The sequence below is a fragment of the Minwuia sp. IMCC3009 genome, assembly GCF_029909415.1.
Lineage (GTDB): Bacteria > Pseudomonadota > Alphaproteobacteria > Minwuiales > Minwuiaceae > Minwuia.
Window position 1 is genome coordinate 1032987 of record NZ_CP123781.1, and the last position, 18490, is coordinate 1051476.

An 18490-nucleotide genomic window follows, 5' to 3' on the forward strand; every position below is an offset into this window, starting at 1 on the left:
GGTGGAACTCCGATCAGATACTCAGGCCGTGGCGGCTCAGGGGCAGGGTGCGGATACGGCGCCCCGTGGCGGCGAAGATCGCGTTGGTCAGGGCAGCGGCAACCGGTGGCGCGCCAGGCTCGCCGAGGCCGGTCGGCGGCTCCGCACTGGGTACGAAATGTACTTCGACGTCCGGGGCCTCGTGCAGGTGCAGCACCTCGTAGTCGTGGAAATTGCTCTGTTCCACCCGTCCGCCCCTGATGGTGATCTCGCAGCGCAGCGTGTTCTCCAGACCCCAGATCACCGCGCCATGTACCTGTGATTCGGCAATTGCAGGATTGACCACGACGCCGCAATCGACGGCGCAGACGATGCGGTGGATCCGCAGTGTGCCGTCTTCGGTGAAGGAGATTTCCGCCACCTCGGCAACATAGGTCTCGAATGACCGGTGTACGGCCAGGCCCTGGAACCGGCCCGGCGGTGGTCTGCCCCAGTCCGCCTTCTCCGCCACCAGATCCATCACGCCGAGATAGCGCGGTTCCTCCGCCAGCAGCCTGCGCCGGTAGGCGAGGGGGTCCTGACCCGCTGCATGGGCGCATTCGTCGATCGCCGCCTCCTTGCAGAAGCCGGAGAAGGAATGCTGCACCGACCGGTGGGAGCCGTTCGGAACGGGGATGTCCATGATCTCGTCTTCGGTCTTCAGCTTGCCGACCGCATAGGGGAACGGATTGCTCTGCACGAAGGATTTGCCAAGCCCCGCCAGCATGTTCACATCCCCCAGCAGGGCCTGGACCGGCAGCCAGGAGAACTCCGGGAAGTTGTCGGCAAGCACCTTCTGGAAGGAGGACGGGGAGGCGATCCGGGTATACCATTCCTCCGGGGTGCCGTCGGCCCCGAGCGCGATCTGGAACCGGGCGCGGGTGACCGGGCGGTAGAAGTCATGCTGCATGTCCTCTTCGCGCGTCCATAGAAGGCGCACGGGTTGCCCGACGTCCTTCGCGATGATGACCGCCTGTTGCACGAAGTCACTCTCCAGCCGCCGTCCGAAACCGCCGCCCAGATGCGTGACATTGACCTCGATCTCCTGCCGCGGCAGGCCCGTGACCACCGCTGCCGCCGCCGCTGCGCCATGCAGGTTCTGTGTCGGGACCCAGAGACGGCACGAAGTCGGCGTCACATGCGCAGTGCAGTTCATCGGTTCCAGCGGCTGATGCGCCAGGAACGGTGCCTGGTATTCGACGTCGAGGCGCTGGGCAGCGTCAGGAAAGGGTTCCCTGTCCATCTTCTGCATGGAGGCTTCGAGCATCAGGGTGAAATCTTCCGAGCTCCTGTCCGCGTTGGGGCCGTCGTCGAACCGGATGGCCAGTGCCTCCAGCCCCTTCAGCGCCCGCCAGTGACTGTCGGCAACGACGGCCAAGCCGTCATCCAGGGCCACGACCTTGCGCACGCCCGGCATGGCCATCGCCGCGGCCTCGTCAAAGGACGCCACCTTGCCGCCGAACACCGGGGACTGCGCCACGGTCGCGTAGAGCATGCCGGGCAGTTTCACGTCGATGCCGTAGATCGCGCCGCCGCTGATCTTCGCGGGTGTGTCCAGCCGGGGAACCGGCCTGCCGATCAGTCTGAACCGGTCCGGCGTCTTCAGGACCGGATCGTCGGGGGGCGTCAGTTGCGCGGCGGCCTCCGCCAGTTCCCCGAAACCCAGCGACCTGCCGGACGGATGGCTGACGACGGACCCGGCGACGCTGCAGTCCCCGGGTTTCACGTCCCATCTCTGGGCGGCAGCCTCCACGAGCATCGCACGTGCCGCAGCACCCAGCTTGCGCAGCTTGAGCCAGTAGGAACTGACCGAATTGCTGCCACCCGTGACCTGGATGAAGTAGGTCGGATTGTCGAAGGCCGGGTCGTAGGGGGCGAAGGTCGTCCGGATTCTGATCCAGTCCGCGTCCATCTCCTCCGCCACCAGCATGGTCAGAGCGGTCTGAACGCCCTGGCCCATTTCGGTGGAGGGGACGATGAAGTTGATGCCGCCGTCGGTGTCGATATGCAGCCAGGCATTGCGGAACCGCTGCTCCTCCCGCGTCGTGGCGAAGGATGCGATGGGGTCCAGTTCGCGACTGCCGCAGCCGATCAGCAATCCGGCGGATGCGCCGAGGCCCAGTTGCAGGAAACGGCGTCTGCTCAGTTCGGATACGCTCACGATTGTCCTTCCGGGTATTGGGGGCGACCGAAGTCCGCGCGTCGCAAGCCTGTTCGCAGGAACCAGCCTTCGTCAAATCAATTTGGGCAATATTTACAATATTCGTCAAATATGTAAAATCCCAGGCCATGGATGACGTGGAAACATACGAGAATGTCCTCAGGGTCTTTGCCGGGTACGGGTTCGGCAAGGCATCGATGGCGGAGATTGCCTCGGCGGCGAATGTTTCACGGCAGACGCTCTACAATCGGTTCCGGACCAAGAAGGCCGTGCTGAGCTGGGCGGCGGCAGGCTTTACCGAGGTCTGCATGGCGCGCGCGCTGGCACGGCTGGCGGAACCTGAAACGGATGCCGAGACAGCGATGACAGGTTGCTTCATGGCATGGATCAGCGACGTGCTGCCCCTGCTGCGGTCCGCGCCGCACGGGGCGGAGATCCTGGACATGGGGGTGGACACCCAACGCCGCGAGAACGTGGACCGCGTGGCCCGGATGTCGGCGCATCTGGCGGAGTTCATGCTGGATCGCGGTATCTGCCGGAACGCTTCGGACGCGGAGGGCCGCGCCTTTCTGCTGATCATGGCGTCGAAAGGTCTGTTGCTCGAGAGTCAGGACGTTGGGACCTTCGAGGCCGGGATGCGACGGGCGGTACAGGCGGTCCTGCTGCTGGGGCCGTCCGGTGAACCGAGTACACGGGAGGACTCAACGCATGAATGACTGGACCCCGACGCACCGTCACTACAAGGGCGGGCTCTATCGCGTGCTGCACACGGCGCTGCACAGCGAGACGGAGGAGAAGCTGGTGATCTACCAGAGCGCCGACGGTCGTATCTGGGCCCGGCCCTACGACATGTTTCACAGCCCGGACCCGAGCGGGGAGGGGAAGAGATTCCAGGAAATCTGAGGGCCAGCGGAACGGTTGGCTCCGAACGGATCAGGCTTCCGTGGCAGGCTTTGCAAATTGGTTGATGCGGCGCCAGGCAAGGAAGCTGACCGCGATGAAGCCGACCAGAAGCAGCACACTGGCGACCCCCCAGTTGCTCTCCACTGATGCCATCACCATGTCCCCGAAGACATAACCGCCGCCGACCAGCAGCCCTGTCCAGAGAGCGCCCGACAAGGCGTTGAGCACAGAGAACTCCCGCCAAGGCATTGTGCCCAGACCGACCGGCAGGGCGCCGACCGTGCGCATGCCCTTCGGATAGCGATAGAGAAAGATGTAGAGTTTGCCGTAGCGTTTCATCAGTGCCGTTGCATTGCTCAGCGCCTTTCGTGTGAAAGCGCGGCGTCCCATCAACCCGGCTCCGTGACGCCTTGCCAGGTGAAACCGCAACTCATCACCGAGATAGCCGCCACAGAAGGTGACGATTGCAACTGCGACCGGATCGAGTGCTCCAGCATACGCGGCATACCCCGCGAACAGGGGCAGTGCACCGCTCTTCAGGCTGCAATAGAGAAACAGAAGACCATAGACCCAGGGGCCATACTGCCTCAGCAAGTCGAAGATGGCGTCCATGGAGGCTTCCTGTTGTGGCGCTTGGAGTTTCGACGCTCTTACGATCCAGCCCTTGTCAGGGATCACCCGTGGCAATCGCGCGTTCACCAGGCCATGACAAACGGAGCTGACGTCGACTAGGCTTCGAGAGCTTCAGACGAGCTGGTTCAAGGACACCCAATGACCGAATCTGCCATGATCAACTACGAGGCCTTTCGTGCTGAGGTCCGTGCCTTCCTGGCCGCGAACCTGCCCGATGACATCCGGGAGGCGACCCGTCTGACCGCCAGCATGTTCCCGCACATGCCCACCGCCATTGCCTGGCAGAAGATCCTGCACCGGCAGGGTTGGGCCGCGCCGCACTGGCCGGTCGAGTACGGGGGACCGGGCTGGGACCTGCGCCAGCAGATGATCTTCCGCGAGGAACAGGATCTGGCCGGTGCCCCGGCGACCATCATGCAGGGGCTGTTCATGTGCGGACCCGTGCTGATGGGCCATGGCACGAAGGCGCAGCAGGACTACTACCTGCCGCGGCTGCTGTCGGCCGAGCACATCTGGTGTCAGGGCTATTCGGAGCCTGCATCGGGGTCGGACCTGGCCAGCCTGAAGATGTCGGCGGTGCCGGACGGCGATGACTACATCCTGAACGGCAGCAAGATCTGGACGTCGAACGCGCACGAGGCGAGCCACATGTTCCTGCTGGTCCGAACCTCGACCGAGGGGCGACCGCAGCAGGGCATCACCTTCCTGCTGCTGGAGATGGACACGCCCGGGATCACCGTGGAGCCGATCATCAACCTGAACGGGGTGCAGGAGCAGAATCAGGTCTTCTTCGACGATGTGCGGGTGCCGCAGGCCAATCGCGTCGGCGCGGAGAATGACGGCTGGACCGTTGCCAAGTACCTGCTGGAGTTCGAACGGAGCATGAGCTACGCCGCGCCGCTGAAGAAGCGGCTGCGACAGATCCGCCGTTCCGCCTCGGAGGAGGTTGCTGCCGACGGCACCCCCCTGATCGACGACCGCGTGTTCCGGCGCAAGCTGGCGGAGGCGGAGATCAATGCCCGCGCCTTCATCGCCACGGAGATGCGGGTGAACGAGGAAACGGCGGCGGGTGGTTCCCCCGGTCCCGCGGCTTCCGTGCTCAAGATTGCCGGGGCGGATGCGCGTCAGGCGCTGGACAAGCTGTGGCTGCAGACCGTGGGGCTGAATGGCGTGCCGCTGCAGCCGGAGGCGCTGGTGCCGGGGAACAACGTCGGCTCCCTGGTGCCGGACCATGCGCTGACGGCCATGGCGACCTGGCTGGATGATCGCTCCACCACCATTGCAGGCGGCAGTGCGGAGGTGCAGCGCAGCATCGTCGCCAAGGCCGTGCTGGGGCTGTGACCGCCATGACCTTTGCCCTCTCCGAAGAGCAGCAGATGCTGAAGGACAGCGTGGACCGGTTCGTGGCCCAGGACTATGGCTTCGATGTGCGTCGTGCACTGGCGGAGTCCGACCTGGGATACAGCGCGGACAACTGGCGGACCTTCGCCGATCTGGGCTGGCTGTCGGTGCCGTTCGCGGAGGAGAACGGCGGCTTCGGCGGCAGCCTGCGCGATGTGGCAACGATGACGGAAGCACTCGGCAGGGGACTGGTGACGGAACCCTTCGTGCCCTGTCTGGTCCTTGGCGGAAGGCTGGTTGAGATGCTGGGATCGGCGGAACAGCGACAAGCCATCCTGTCCCCCGTCATCGCGGGCGAGACTCAGCTTGCCCTTGCGCACACGGAGCGCCGCGCCGCCGGCAATCCGGCCTGCGTCGGCTGCACGGTTCAGGCGGACGGGGACGGCTTCCGGATCAGCGGCGAGAAGCATCTGGTGCTGAATGGGCCGAGCGCCGACCTGCTGCTGGTCTCCGCCCGGTCAGGCGGTGCGGAGCGGGACCGGCAGGGTGTCGATCTGTTCGTGGTCGATGGGCATGCCGACGGCATTCACCGTCGCGATTATCCCACCATCGACGGGCTGCGCGCAGCCGACATCACGTTCGACACTGTGCGGGTCGAAGGCGCTGCCCGACTGGGGGAGGCCGGCTCCGCCATCGACGCCATCGAAGCCGTGATCGATGAGGCAATCATCGCCTGCTGCGCGGAGGCTGTCGGCGTCATGGAAGTGCTGGTCCGCGACACGGTCGAATATGCCCGCACGCGCAAGCAGTTCGGCACACCGATCGGCAAGTTCCAGGCCCTGCAGCACAGGATGGTGGACATGTTCGTTGCCCAGGAACAGTCCCGTGCCCTGCTGCTCCAGGTGATCGGGGAATTCCAGGCGGGGGGCACGGAAGCGCGCAAGGCAGCCTCCGCCATCAAGGTGCATGTCAGCCGCTCAGCCAGGCTGATCGGGGAGCAGGCCATCCAGATCCATGGTGGCATGGGCACAACGGACGAGCTGCACATCGGCCACTACGTCAAGCGCCTGCTGGCGCTGGAGGTCCTGTTCGGCGACACCGACTATCACCTGGACCGCTACGCCGCGCTGATCGACTCAGCCGGGCAGGACACCTGAGATACCCGGCCTGTTCCGGATGATCTCCGCGATTCCCATCAGTTGGTTGGCCAGCGGACTTGTACGCCGCCAGACCATGCCGACGGTCCGCGCAGGCTGTGGCTCGGGGAAGCGGGCGACGGAGACGGGGGCGGAGCGGGTCTCGACGGGCATCGCCATCTCCGGGATCAGCGTAACCCCGAAGCCCGCACTGACCATCTGGACCAGCGTCGACAGGGAACTGGCGTCCAGCGTTTCGCGCGGGGCGGAGGCGGCGAGCTTGCAGAACGACAGGGCCTGATCCCTGAAACAGTGCCCTTCCTCCAGCAACAGCAGGCGCATCTGCCGCAGCATCTCGCTGTCCGGAACGGGAGCGTGCGCATCAGCTTCCGGTCTGACGAGCAGGAACTTCTCCGTGAAGAGCGCAGCCTCCGTCAGTGTTGGCTCGGAGACGGGCAGGGCGACGATGGCCGTGTCGAGCTGCCCTTCTCGCAGTTCCTGGATCAGGGTTGGCGTCAGGGTCTCGCGGATCATCAGATCCAGCCCCGGGTGGACATCGGCGAGAACGTCCACGATGGCCGGCAGCAGATAGGGGGCAATCGTCGGAATGATGCCGATCCGCAACCGCCCGACCAGCCGGTCCCTGGACGCGCGCGCCATGTCGCCAAGCTCATCGACCGCGCGAAGGATGCCCGTGACCCGCTGCGCGGTCTCCTCCCCGAATCGGGTCAGCCGGATCTGCCGGGCGCCGCGTTCGACCAGCGCGGTGCCGAGGGTTTCCTCCATCTCCTTGATCTGCATCGACAGTGCCGGTTGGGAGATGGCGCAGGCCTCCGCCGCGCGGCCGAAATGCCCATGCCGGGCCAGGGCATCGAAGTAGCGCAATTGCTTCAGGGTCAGATTGATCATCAGCAAGAGTTATCACAACGATCAAAACATGCAATTTCCTCTAATGAATGCACGCTGATATCTTTCGATGGAGAAAACAAATTCCCGCCAGCCGGCATCGGCTGTCGCGTGATCAGGAACGAGAATGGGAGCGATCAATGGCTGAGACAGCGAAACCGCAATCCGGTGGCTGCCCCGTGATGCATGGTGCGAACACAAGTGGATCCACGGGCGGGACGACGAACCGCGACTGGTGGCCGAACCAGCTCAATCTCCGCATCCTGCACCAGCATTCGGAACGCTCCGACCCGCTCGGCAGGGATTTCGACTATGCTAGGGCGTTCTCGGAACTGGATCTGGAGGCCCTGAAGCAGGACCTGCACGCGCTGATGACCGACTCCCAGGATTGGTGGCCGGCGGACTACGGCCACTATGGCGGGCTTTTCATCCGCATGGCATGGCACAGCGCCGGTACCTATCGCATCGCCGACGGCCGGGGAGGCGCGGGTTCCGGCTCGCAGCGGTTCTCCCCGCTGAACAGCTGGCCCGACAATGGCAATCTGGACAAGGCGCGGCGTCTGCTCTGGCCGATCAAGCGGAAGTACGGCAACAGCATCTCCTGGGCCGACCTGATGATCCTGGCGGGCAATTGCGCGCTGGAATCCATGGGCTTCAGGACCTTCGGCTTCGGCGGTGGCCGGGTCGATGTCTGGGAGCCGGAGGAGGACATCTACTGGGGCAGGGAGGCCGAGTGGCTGGGCGACAGGCGCTACAGCGGTGAACGTGATCTGGAGGAACCGCTGGCGGCGGTCCAGATGGGCCTGATCTACGTCAATCCGGAGGGGCCGAACGGCAAGCCGGACCCGGTGGCGTCCGGTGTCGATATCCGCGAGACCTTCGCCCGCATGGCGATGGACGATGAGGAAACGGTGGCCCTGGTGGCCGGTGGCCACACCTTCGGCAAGTGCCATGGTGCCGGTCCCGACGGGAATGTCGGCGCCGAACCGGAAGGGGCAGCCATCGAGCAGATGGGCCTCGGCTGGAAGAACAGCTTCGGTTCCGGCAAGGGGGGCGATGCCATCACCAGCGGTCTGGAAGGGGCCTGGACGCCCAACCCGACGCAGTGGGACATGGGCTACTTCGACATGCTGTTCGGCTACGAATGGGAACTGGTGAAGAGCCCCGCCGGTGCCTGGCAGTGGCAGCCGAAGGACGTGGCGGAGAAGGACATGGCGGCAGCCGCCGATGATCCGTCGAAGCGGGTGCCGACCATGATGTCCACCGCCGACATGGCGATGCGCATGGACCCGGCCTACGAGAAGATCTCGCGCCGCTTCCACAGGGACCCGGAGGCCTTTGCCGACGCCTTTGCCCGCGCCTGGTACAAGCTGACCCATCGCGACATGGGTCCGCGCTCGCGCTACCTCGGCGCGGATGTCCCGGCGGAGGCACTGCTCTGGCAGGACCCGGTGCCGGAGGTCACGCATCCGCTGATCGATGCCGCCGACATCGCCGACCTGAAGGCGCAGGTGCTGGCGTCCGGCCTGTCGGTCGCGGAGCTTGTCTCCACGGCCTGGGCCTCGGCCTCCACGTTCCGTGGTTCCGACATGCGGGGCGGCGCCAATGGCGCACGTATCCGCCTGGCACCGCAGAAGGACTGGGCGGTCAACCAGCCGGAGCAACTGGCGAAGGTGCTGGCGGTGCTCGAGCGTCTGCAGCAGTCGTTCAACGAGGCCCAGACCGGCGGCAAGCAGGTTTCGCTGGCCGACCTGATCGTGCTGGGAGGCTGTGCGGCCATCGAGAAGGCAGCGAAGGATGCCGGGCATGACGTGCAGGTGCCGTTCACGCCGGGCCGCACCGATGCGTCGGCGGAACAGACCGATGCCGACTCCTTCAGTGTTCTGGAGCCGCGCGCCGATGGCTTCCGCAATTACCTGGAGCGGAAGTTCACGGTATCGGCGGAGGAACTGCTGATCGACCGGGCCCAGTTGCTGACCCTGAGTGCGCCGGAGATGACGGTGCTGGTCGGTGGCCTGCGGGTGCTGGGCGCGAACACCGGACAGTCGTCGCATGGTGTGCTGACCGACCGCCCCGGAACGCTGACCAACGACTTCTTCGTCAATCTGCTCGACATGGGCACGGAATGGACGGAAGTCTCGGAAGGCGAGGGGGTCTTCGAAGGTCGCGACCGCGGCACCGGTGCCGTGAAATGGACCGGTACCCGCGTCGATCTGGTCTTCGGATCGAACTCGCAGCTTCGGGCCCTGTCGGAGGTCTATGCCTCCGACGACGCGCAGGACCGCTTCGTCAGCGATTTCGTCGCCGCATGGAACAAGGTGATGAACGCGGATCGCTTCGATCTCGCCTGATCCGGCTTCAGCACCGGAATGATGGAAGGCCCGGCCGGTGAAACGGTCGGGCCTTCTGCGTTTCAGGCGGCGTCGGACCTGCCGGTCAGCGCCAGCGCCGCCGTCTGCTGCATGACACGGACATAGCGTTCCTGCGGCCAGCCGCATTCGCGGCAAAGATGCTCCCAGTTCCGGAACGCGAGCAGCATCCAGAGCCAGTCCGTTGCCTCTTCCTGCGTCAGATCCCCGGTCAGTTCGCCGTCCCGGTCCAGCGCGGCGATCGCGGCAGCGCACCCGTGCCGGATCGCCTGCATCCGGTCGTTCCAGGCCGTCATCGCGGCCTCGTCCGTGTCCTTCATTGCCTGCAGCGCCTTCGCCACCCCATGGACGACGGGAATGTAGTTGCCGAGAGCATCGATCCAGGCGTCCAGCCGTTTCCGGCCCGTTGCTGCGGTGCGGCTCGGCACCAGCCGCCGCTCCACCTCGTTCTGCTCATCGATATGACGGCTGGCTGCGACCAGCAGGTCGGCGCGGTTGGGGAAATGCAGGTACAGCGCCTGGCGGCTGATGCCGACAGCCCTGGAGATGTCCGACATGCGCACGCCGCTGCCGCCACCGGCCTGAAGCAGGTCCAGCGTGGCCTGCAGGATGCGGTCACGGGTTGATGGGGTCTTTTCTGTCATGGCGGCAGTATGACGTCGCTTGACACGGTGTCAACTTGACACTATGTCAAGCGACGTCAACACGCAAACAGGAGAGCGAAATGAACGTCATCATCTTTGGAGCGACCGGAACCGTTGGCGCACTTGCCGTGCGTCGGATGCTCGCCGACGGGCATCAGGTAACCGCCTTCGCGCGGCACCCGGAGCGACTGGAAATCAGCGACCCGGCCCTGCGGCTGGTGGCCGGGGATGCGGGGGACGAAGGGGCCGTGGCGGAGGCCATTGCCGGCCATGATGCGGTCGTGGTGACGCTGGGTGCCGGCACCTCGCGCAAGAGCGTCGTCCGCTCGACCGGCACCATGAACGTCATTCGCGGCATGCAGGCCCACGGCGTGTCGCGGCTGATCTGCCAGTCGACGCTCGGGGCGCATGAGAGCTGGAGCAACCTGAATTTCTTCTGGAAACGGATCATGTTCGGATTGCTGCTGCGCCCGGTGTTCCTGGATCACGAGCTGCAGGAAAACCTGGTGCGGGCGAGTGGTCTGGACTGGACCATCGTGCGGCCCAGCGCCTTCACCGACGGACCCGAGACCGATGACTACATGGAGGGTTTCGGACCGGAGGAACGGCGCCTGAAGCTGAAGATCTCACGGGCCGACATCGCCGCATTTCTGGCGCGCCAGCTCACCGACCGCAGCCGTGTCCGGTCTGCCGTCGCGATCTCTCACTGAACAACGACAACAGGGAACAGCACCATGTCAAACGAACTCGTCTCCTGGTCCATGCTCGCCCTGGCCATGCCAAGTGCGGTGGTCGCCGGTGTCTTCATGACCTTTTCCGATCTGGTGATGCCGTCCCTCGGCCGTGGCGACGCGGCGACGGGCAGCGCAGCGATGCAGATGATCAACCGGAAGGTCTATCGATCGGTCTTCCTTGTCCTGCTGGTCGGGCTGGTGCCGGTGTCTGCTGCGGCAGCGATTGCTGCGGCGATGCTGGCTCAGCCGGTGGCCTTGCCCTGGCTGGTGGCGGCGGCCAGTCTCTACCTGTTCGGCGTCTTCGGCGTCACCGTGGTTGCCAACGTGCCCATGAACATCCGCCTGGACGGAATGTCATTGGCCGGAGGCGAGGCACAGGCCTACTGGCCGGACTATGTCGGTGGCTGGCTGCCCTGGAACCATCTGCGCACCCTTGCCGCGGCAGGCACCGCCGTCTGCTACATGGTCGCGGCGGTGCTGCTGGCTCAGGCAGGGTGAGTTCAGGCGACCTCTTCCCGGGCCAGGAAGCCGCCGGACTGCCTGGCCCAGAGTTCGGCATAGAGACCATCCCGGTGGATCAGTTCCGCATGCGTCCCCTGCTCGACGATGCGGCCCTGATCCATCACCACCAGACGGTCCATGGCCGCGATCGTTGACAGGCGGTGGGCGATGGCGAGCACGGTCTTGCCCTCCATCAGGCTGTAGAGGCTCTGCTGGATTGCGGCCTCGACCTCCGAGTCCAGCGCACTGGTTGCCTCGTCGAGGATCAGGATCGGCGCATCCTTCAGCAGGACACGGGCAATGGCGATGCGCTGGCGCTGGCCGCCGGACAGCTTCACACCGCGCTCGCCCACGTGGGCGTCATAGCCCCGGTTGCCCTTCAGGTCCTCCAGATCGGAGATGAAGTCATGTGCTTCCGCTTTCCGCGCGGCGGCGATGACCTGTTCCCGCGTGGCCTCGGCGCGCCCGTAGGCGATGTTCTCCGCGACTGTCCGGTGCAGCAGGGACGTATCCTGCGTCACCATGCCGATGGCGGCCCGCAGGCTGTCCTGCTGCACGGCGGCAATGTCCTGGCCGTCGATCAGGATGCGACCGCCTTCAAGGTCGTGAAACCGCAGCAGCAGGCTGACCAGCGTGGACTTGCCCGCGCCGGACCGTCCCACCAGCCCGACCTTCTCCCCCGGTTTGATTGTCAGGGACAGGCCGTCGATGACGTTGGCGGTCTGCTCCGGCAGGACCTTGCCATAGTTGAAGTGGATGTCCTGCCAGGCGATCTCGCCCTCCTGTACGCTCAGCGGCCTGGCGTCAGGGCGGTCAACGACGCTGCGGTCGCGGGCGATGGTATCGATGCCATCCATCACGACGCCGACATTCTCGAACAGGTTGGCGACTTCCCAGAGGATCCAGTTGGACATGCCGATCAGGCGCAGCACCAGCCCGACGGCAAATGCTATCGCGCCGGTGGTGATGATCTCGTGCGACCAGAGCGCGATGGCGACCGCGCCGATCCCGAAGATCAGGAAGGCATTGAGCGTCGCCAGGGAAGCCGAGAGCGCCGTGGACAGCCGCATCTGGCCGTAGACCGTGCCGAGGAAGCGTTTCATGCCACTTCGGGCATAATCATCCTCGTAGTTGGCGTCGGCGAACATCTTCACCGTACCGATGTGGGTGTAGCTGTCGACCACGCGTCCGGTGACATCGGCGCGGGCATCGGCCTGGGCGCGGGACACCTCCGCCAGCCGGGGAATGAACAGCCGCAGGATCACCAGATAGCCGACCAGCCAGGCCAGCATCGGCAGGACCAGTCGCCAGTCGGCGCTGGCGAACAGGACCAGTGCGCTGGCGAAATAGACCGCGACGAACAGCAGGATCTCGGAGGTCTTCAGCACGACTTCCCGCACCGCCAGCGCGGTCTGCATCATCCGCGCGGCCACCCGGCCCGCGAAGTCGTCCTGATAGAAGGCCATGCTCTGACGCAGCAGGTAGCGGTGCGATTCCCAGCGCGTCCGCATGGCGAAGTTGCCCAGCAGCCCCTGATGACTGATCGATTCGCCGACGAAGTAGAGCAGCGGATAGAGCACCACGACCATCAGGGCGATCAGCACCAGATCAATGCCGTGCTCGTTCCAGAGCTGGTCGGGCTGTGTCGCGGACAGCCAGTCCACGATGTCGCCCAGGAAGGCGAACATGAGCACCTCGACGATGGCGATCGCGACGGAGAACAGCGCACTGATCACGATCAGCGGCAGGAAGGGGCGGGAGAAGTGAATGATGAAGCCCAGGAAGCGGGAGGGTGGCTTCGTCGGCACCGTGTCGGGAAAGGAGTCCACCCGCGATTCCAGCCAGTCATAGAATCGCGAAATCATTGCGGATGGGCTCCAGCGTTACCGGTCTCGGATCGGGGTGGTCCGGACTATCTAGCCATCCGGACGAATTTCTCAAGCGCGGCGCTCTTCCATCGGACGGTCACTGGCCTTAAGACTGCGCGCCATGGCTCCACCCCTTCTGCATCTGCGCGACGTGCACCTGACCTTCGGCGGCAAACCGCTGCTGGACGGCGCGGAGATCGTTGTCTCGGCCGGGGAGCGTGTGTCACTGGTCGGGCGCAATGGCTCCGGCAAGTCGACCCTGCTGAAGATCGTGGCCGGGATCGTGCAGGCCGACAGTGCGGATTCGTTCCTGCAGCCCGGCACCACCCTGCGCTATCTGCCTCAGGAACCGGATCTTTCCGGCCACGCGACGGTGCTGGATTTCGTCACCGAGGGGCTGGCCCCTGGCGATGATCCCTATCGCGCGACATCCCTGCTGGAGCAGCTTGGCCTCAGCGAGACCGCCGATCCGACACACCTGTCGGGCGGGGAGGCGCGGCGGGCGGCGCTGGCGCGGGTGCTGGCCCCGTCACCGGACATCCTGCTGCTGGACGAACCGACCAACCATCTGGACCTGCCGGCCATCGAGTGGCTGGAGGCGGAGCTGAAGTCGATGCGCTCCGCCCTGGTGCTGATCAGCCATGACCGGCGCTTCCTGGAGAACCTGTCCGGCACCACGATCTGGCTGGACCGGGGGCGGACGCGGCGGCTGGACCGGGGCTTTGCCGCCTTCGAGGCCTGGCGTGACGAGGTGCTGGAGGCGGAGGAGCAGGAACTGCACCGCCTGGACCGCAAGATCGTCTCCGAGACCGAATGGCTCCACAAGGGCGTCACGGCCCGGCGCAAGCGCAACATGGGGCGGCTCAGGAACCTGCACGCACTGCGTTCCGAACGGCGCAACTTCGAGCGCGCGCAGGGCAATGTCCGCATGGCGGCGGCGGAGGCGGAGCGTTCCGGCAAGCTGGTGGCGGAGGCGAAGGGGGTGACCCGCGCCTGGGGCGATCAGCCGCCGGTGGTGCGCGACCTGGACCTGCGGCTGCTGCGGGGCGAGACGCTGGCGATCGTCGGGCCGAACGGGGCGGGCAAGACCACCCTGCTGCGGCTGCTGACCGGGGAGATCGAGCCCGACAGCGGCACGGTGCGGCTGGGAACGGCGCTGGAGACCGCCAGCCTGGACCAGCGCCGGGAGAGCCTGTCGCCGGACTGGAGCCTGATGGACGCGCTGACGGGCGGCGGCGGGGACGCAGTGATGGTCAATGGCCAGTCGCGTCACGTGGTCAGTTACATGAAGGATTTCCTGTTCGACCCGAAGCAGATGCGTACCCCCATCCATGCCCTGTCGGGTGGGGAGCGGGGGCGGCTGATGCTGGCGCGGGCGCTGGCGCGGCCGTCCAACCTGCTGATCCTGGACGAGCCGACGAACGATCTGGATATCGAGACCCTGGACCTGCTGCAGGAACTGCTGGGGGACTATGGCGGCACCGTGCTGCTGGTCAGCCATGACCGCGATTTCATCGACCGCGTTGCCGACGCCGTGCTGGTGGCGGAAGGCGATGGCGTCTGGCAGCGCTATCCGGGCGGCTATTCCGACATGCTGACCCAGCGTGGCTCCCGGCCCGGCAAGGCGGTGCCCACCGGTCAGCGGGCCACCCAGCGCCAGAAGGCGGCGCCCAAGGCACCGCCGCAGCGGCGCAAGCTCTCGTTCAAGCAGCAGCATGCGCTGGATACCCTGCCGGGCCGCATCGCCGACCTGGAGAAGGAGATCCAGACCCTGACGAAGGAACTGGCGGATGCCGGTCTCTTCCGACGCGACCCCGACCGATTCCAGGCCGCAACGGACCGGCTGGGTGCGGCCGAGAGCGAGAAGGAACAGGCCGAGGAATCCTGGCTGGAACTGGAAATGCTGCGGGAGGAAATCGCAGCCGAGCGGCAGGCGGGCTGATGGTCGCGCCGGATCAGGGGCAGGGAAATCCCGGCAGCCTGATTCAGACTGACGATCAACCTGATTTTCCCACGCTGGAAAGCGAACTGCGCTTGCAGCAGGAATTGGCAGCCAACCGTCTGACGCCGGGCATCGTTGTCGTGCTGCTCGTCTTCGCGGGTCTGGGAATCGGCAAGTACTGGGTCCACATTCCTCTGGTCGGCGGCGTGGTCTGGGGTTCCATCCTGCTGGTCCTGCTGTCGCTTCCGCTCTACCGGCTCTGGCGGCAGCGGACAGGTCGCGCGCTGCTGTTCAGGGGCACGGCCATCGGTCGGGCGTCCCTGATCTGGGCGTTCGCGATCGGGTGTCATTTTGCCTGGGCCATCACGTTCGCCATGCCCAACGACGACAACGTCGGACGCACGACCTTTGCGGTGATGGCCTTTGGTCTGGGCGGCATGACACTGGCCTCCACCTACATGATCCCGCGACTGACCATTGCCTTTCTGCTGCCGATGATCGCCGCGATGCTGTTTGGCTCCCTGGTCAGCGATCAGAACGTGTCGCCCCTCCAGAAGGTTCTGATGGCACTGGGCTTCACCGGCACCGCCGGGGTCGCCATCAGGATGAACTGGCTGATCTTCCGCTCGGGTGTGGCAGCCATGGTGGAGCGCGAGGTGCATCGGCTCGAGGTCGTCCAGCGCCGGTCGGAGATGGCGGCGGCAAGCCGTATCCAGCGCCGCCTGTTGCCGGAGCCGACAGACCTGTCCGCAGGGGACGCGCGGTTCGACCTTGCCGTCGCCCACCGCTCGGCGGAGGAAATGACCGGCGACCTCTATGACTTCTTCATGATCGACGGTCACCGGCTGTTCTTCATGGTCGGCGATGTCTGCGGCAAGGGCGTTACCTCCAGCCTGCTCATGGCCATGACCAAGGTGATGATGAAGAGCGCCGTGCTGCGCCATGACCGCGCGATCGGTGATGTGGCCGGTGAAGTCAGCCGGGAGCTGCTGCGGGAGGATCATGACAACCAGTTCGTGACCTGCTTCGCCGGTATTCTCGATACCGCGACGGGCACCATCGACTACTGCAATGCGGGCCACGAACCGGCCCGTATCATCACGACGGACAGTGCGGCACCGACCCACAGCCCGCGCGTCGGCGGGCCACCCCTCTGCGCCTTTGAGGAGGTTGACTACGAGAGCGGCCAGATCCGCCTCTCACCGGGCGCGACCCTGCTGATCGTCACTGACGGGGTGACCGAGGCACTGAACATGCAGCGTGACGAGTTCGGCGGAGAACGACTGGACCTGGCCATCGCCGCAACCGCGCACGATGTCGGCGTGGAGGCGATGCTGACAGGCATCAGTGGCCGGGTCGCAGAATTCGTGGGCGATCAGGACCAGTCAGATGACCTGACCATGCTCGCGCTGCGCTGGAACGGCCCCTCCGCCTGAGCCCGTCACCGACCCTCAGTTCATCGGGATCAGGTTCAGGTCGCGGTTGGTGCGGTCGAACAGGCGAAGGGCCTCGTCGGTGGCGTTGCGATAGCGGGCGGGGCGGGCGTCGAGGGGTTCGACGCGCTGGTGATGGCTGGAGTGCGGCGTGAAGAATGTCTCACGTGCATTGCTGCCCAGATCGCGGCGGGTGCTGTAGTAGACGTCGAGCCTGTCGTGGCAGCCATCAAGTTTCCAGACGGAGCGGACGCGGACGAAGATCTTGGTCCGGACCGGCGTCGTGCCATGGCGCAGCGCCAGGGCGCGGGAGATCGCCTCGGCGAGATAGCGGCGATCCAGCGCGCAGGGCGCGGCGCCTTCGGTCAGGACCTGCACGTGCGGACTGTAGCCGGTGCCCTGCTGCGCCAGCGCGACAGACGGCAGCGCCTGACCCGCGAAGAGGGCGAGCAGGGGAATTCCGATCCAGGCATGCAGGCGGTTCATCCGCAAAGCTTGCCTGCTGCGTGCCGCGTTTGGCAATGGGGGGCTGTGTCCAGTGGCATGGTCCGGAACGCCGCAGCGCGCTATAACGACTCGCAGGTGATCGCCGGAACAACCGGCGGCGGGTCGAGGAGACGTCAGTGAGTCGGTCAGATACAGCAGCACCCGTTGCGGCAGACGGGGTGGAGCAGACACGCGCGCAATGGATTCGCATTGTCGTGGTCGTCTTCCTGCCCTTTGCGTCAGGCTATTTCCTTTCCTATCTCTACCGTGCCCTGCCATCACTGATCGGCGACCGGGTACGTCATGATCTGGCGCTGGACGCGGATGTGCTGGGACTGGTCGGGGCGGCCTATTTCCTGGCCTTCGGACTGGCGCAACTGCCGCTGGGCATGATGCTCGACCGTTTCGGACCGCGCCGTTGTCAGGCCGTCCTGCTGCTGATCGCGGCGTCCGGTGCCGTGGTCTTCGGGCTGGGCGAGAACGCCGAAACGCTGGTCATCGGACGCGCCATGATCGGCCTCGGCTGCGCCGGCGGGCTGATGGCCTCCCTTAAGGCGATCACGCTCTGGTTCCCGCAGTCGCGCTGGCCATTGGTGAACGGCTGCCTGCTGGGCCTGGGCGGACTGGGGGCGCTGACGGCCACGACACCGGTCGAATTCCTGCTGGGGGATGTCGGTCTGGGCTGGCAGGAGCTGTTCTTCTACATCGCCGCCGCGACAGTCGCGTCGGCCCTGCTGATCTTCCTTGTCGTGCCGGAGAAGCCGGGCAGCACCGCCGCCATTCCCTTCCGGGAACTGCTGGGCAGCCTGCGCCAGATCTATGGCAGGCGCTATTTCTGGCGCATCGCGCCGATCGCGGTCCTGACCATGTCCACCGGCATGGCGATCCATGCCCAGTGGGCCGGCCTGTGGCTGAAGGATGTGGCGGGGTTCGAACAGGCCGGCGTTGCGGTCTACCTGCAGACTCTCTCCATCGCGCTGACTGTCGGCTTCGTGGCCGGTGGTGTGGTGGCCGATGTCCTTACCCGTCGGGGCGTGCCACTGAGCATGGTCATGGGAGGGGGCGTCATCGGGCTGCTGCTGGCCCAGGGCTCCATCGCCATGGAGGTCGATCCTCAGGCGCACTGGCCCTGGGTCCTGCTGGGCCTGAGTTCCAACATTTCCGCCCTGGCGTTCCCGCTGTTGTGTGGGCGCTTCGATCTGAAGCTGGCCGGACGGGTCAATACCGCGCTGAATGTGTTCGTCTTCATCGGGGTCTTCGCCACTGCGTCCGGCATCGGCTGGGTCATCGACCAGTATCCGCGCACGGCGCTGGGCGGCTATGCCAGCGAAGGGTATCAGGTCGGTCTGCTGGCCATCATCGCTGCGGAATTACTTGCATTCATCTGGTTCATGGTCCCTGACAGGGGCAAGTGA

Annotated in this window: 16 protein-coding genes; 10 read left to right on the forward strand and 6 right to left on the reverse strand. The window is 65.6% G+C overall.

Annotation, left to right across the window (positions count from 1 at the left end; genetic code table 11):
- Positions 1 to 13: 13 nt before the first annotated feature.
- Positions 14 to 2179: a molybdopterin cofactor-binding domain-containing protein gene (locus QGV55_RS04890; protein ID WP_281017967.1), complete on the reverse strand. Its 2166-nt coding sequence runs from the start codon at positions 2177 to 2179 to the stop codon at positions 14 to 16.
- A 128-nt stretch (positions 2180 to 2307) separates the two neighbouring features.
- Here QGV55_RS04890 and QGV55_RS04895 point away from each other — a divergent pair, with 128 nt between their 5' ends.
- Positions 2308 to 2895, forward strand: a complete 588-nt coding sequence (locus QGV55_RS04895) for a TetR/AcrR family transcriptional regulator (RefSeq protein ID WP_281017966.1) — start codon at positions 2308 to 2310, stop codon at positions 2893 to 2895.
- A complete protein-coding gene (locus QGV55_RS04900; protein WP_281017965.1) occupies positions 2888 to 3082 on the forward strand; it encodes a DUF1653 domain-containing protein in 195 nt (64 codons plus the stop codon). Before QGV55_RS04895 ends, QGV55_RS04900 begins: the two co-directional genes overlap by 8 nt.
- A gap of 30 nt (positions 3083 to 3112) precedes the next feature.
- On the opposite strand, the gene QGV55_RS04905 is transcribed toward QGV55_RS04900, so the two are convergent.
- Positions 3113 to 3694: a VTT domain-containing protein gene (locus QGV55_RS04905; RefSeq protein ID WP_281017964.1), complete on the reverse strand. Its 582-nt coding sequence runs from the start codon at positions 3692 to 3694 to the stop codon at positions 3113 to 3115.
- 159 nt (positions 3695 to 3853) lie between these two features.
- Between QGV55_RS04905 and QGV55_RS04910 the strand changes: the two genes are divergently transcribed.
- Both QGV55_RS04910 and QGV55_RS04915 read left to right on the forward strand, forming a co-directional pair.
- Positions 3854 to 5056, forward strand: coding sequence for an acyl-CoA dehydrogenase family protein (locus tag QGV55_RS04910; protein ID WP_281017963.1), 1203 nt, complete (start codon positions 3854 to 3856; stop codon positions 5054 to 5056).
- 5 nt (positions 5057 to 5061) lie between these two features.
- On the forward strand, positions 5062 to 6213 hold the full coding sequence (locus QGV55_RS04915; RefSeq protein ID WP_281017962.1) for an acyl-CoA dehydrogenase family protein: 1152 nt from the start codon (positions 5062 to 5064) through the stop codon (positions 6211 to 6213).
- Here the strand turns inward: QGV55_RS04915 and QGV55_RS04920 are convergent.
- The gene (locus tag QGV55_RS04920) at positions 6193 to 7101 is read right to left on the reverse strand and encodes a hydrogen peroxide-inducible genes activator (protein WP_281017961.1); all 909 of its coding nucleotides are present in this window, start codon (positions 7099 to 7101) and stop codon (positions 6193 to 6195) included. The two genes, QGV55_RS04915 and QGV55_RS04920, sit on opposite strands and share 21 nt — an antisense overlap.
- A gap of 179 nt (positions 7102 to 7280) precedes the next feature.
- On the opposite strand from QGV55_RS04920, the gene katG reads away from it, so the two are divergent.
- Positions 7281 to 9449, forward strand: coding sequence for a catalase/peroxidase HPI (gene katG, locus QGV55_RS04925; RefSeq protein ID WP_348637649.1), 2169 nt, complete (start codon positions 7281 to 7283; stop codon positions 9447 to 9449).
- 62 nt (positions 9450 to 9511) lie between these two features.
- Here katG and QGV55_RS04930 read toward each other — a convergent pair whose 3' ends face one another.
- On the reverse strand, positions 9512 to 10111 hold the full coding sequence (locus QGV55_RS04930) for a TetR/AcrR family transcriptional regulator (RefSeq protein ID WP_281017959.1): 600 nt from the start codon (positions 10109 to 10111) through the stop codon (positions 9512 to 9514).
- A gap of 80 nt (positions 10112 to 10191) precedes the next feature.
- Here QGV55_RS04930 and QGV55_RS04935 point away from each other — a divergent pair, with 80 nt between their 5' ends.
- On the forward strand, positions 10192 to 10821 hold the full coding sequence (locus tag QGV55_RS04935; RefSeq protein WP_281017958.1) for an NAD(P)-binding oxidoreductase: 630 nt from the start codon (positions 10192 to 10194) through the stop codon (positions 10819 to 10821).
- Between the two features lie 24 nt (positions 10822 to 10845).
- A complete protein-coding gene (locus QGV55_RS04940) occupies positions 10846 to 11343 on the forward strand; it encodes an anthrone oxygenase family protein (protein WP_281017957.1) in 498 nt (165 codons plus the stop codon).
- Between the two features lie 2 nt (positions 11344 to 11345).
- Here QGV55_RS04940 and QGV55_RS04945 read toward each other — a convergent pair whose 3' ends face one another.
- Positions 11346 to 13211: an ABC transporter ATP-binding protein gene (locus QGV55_RS04945; protein ID WP_281017956.1), complete on the reverse strand. Its 1866-nt coding sequence runs from the start codon at positions 13209 to 13211 to the stop codon at positions 11346 to 11348.
- A gap of 124 nt (positions 13212 to 13335) precedes the next feature.
- Here QGV55_RS04945 and QGV55_RS04950 point away from each other — a divergent pair, with 124 nt between their 5' ends.
- Together QGV55_RS04950 and QGV55_RS04955 are read left to right on the forward strand one after the other, a co-directional pair.
- Positions 13336 to 15156, forward strand: a complete 1821-nt coding sequence (locus QGV55_RS04950; protein WP_281017955.1) for an ATP-binding cassette domain-containing protein — start codon at positions 13336 to 13338, stop codon at positions 15154 to 15156.
- Entirely contained in the window at positions 15156 to 16592 is a 1437-nt protein-coding gene (locus tag QGV55_RS04955; protein WP_281017954.1) for a PP2C family protein-serine/threonine phosphatase, read from the forward strand. The genes QGV55_RS04950 and QGV55_RS04955 overlap by 1 nt, the downstream gene beginning before the upstream one ends.
- Positions 16593 to 16607: 15 nt before the next feature.
- On the opposite strand, the gene QGV55_RS04960 is transcribed toward QGV55_RS04955, so the two are convergent.
- A complete protein-coding gene (locus QGV55_RS04960) occupies positions 16608 to 17075 on the reverse strand; it encodes a hypothetical protein (RefSeq protein ID WP_281017953.1) in 468 nt (155 codons plus the stop codon).
- Between the two features lie 137 nt (positions 17076 to 17212).
- On the opposite strand from QGV55_RS04960, the gene QGV55_RS04965 reads away from it, so the two are divergent.
- On the forward strand, positions 17213 to 18490 hold the full coding sequence (locus QGV55_RS04965) for an MFS transporter (RefSeq protein ID WP_281017952.1): 1278 nt from the start codon (positions 17213 to 17215) through the stop codon (positions 18488 to 18490).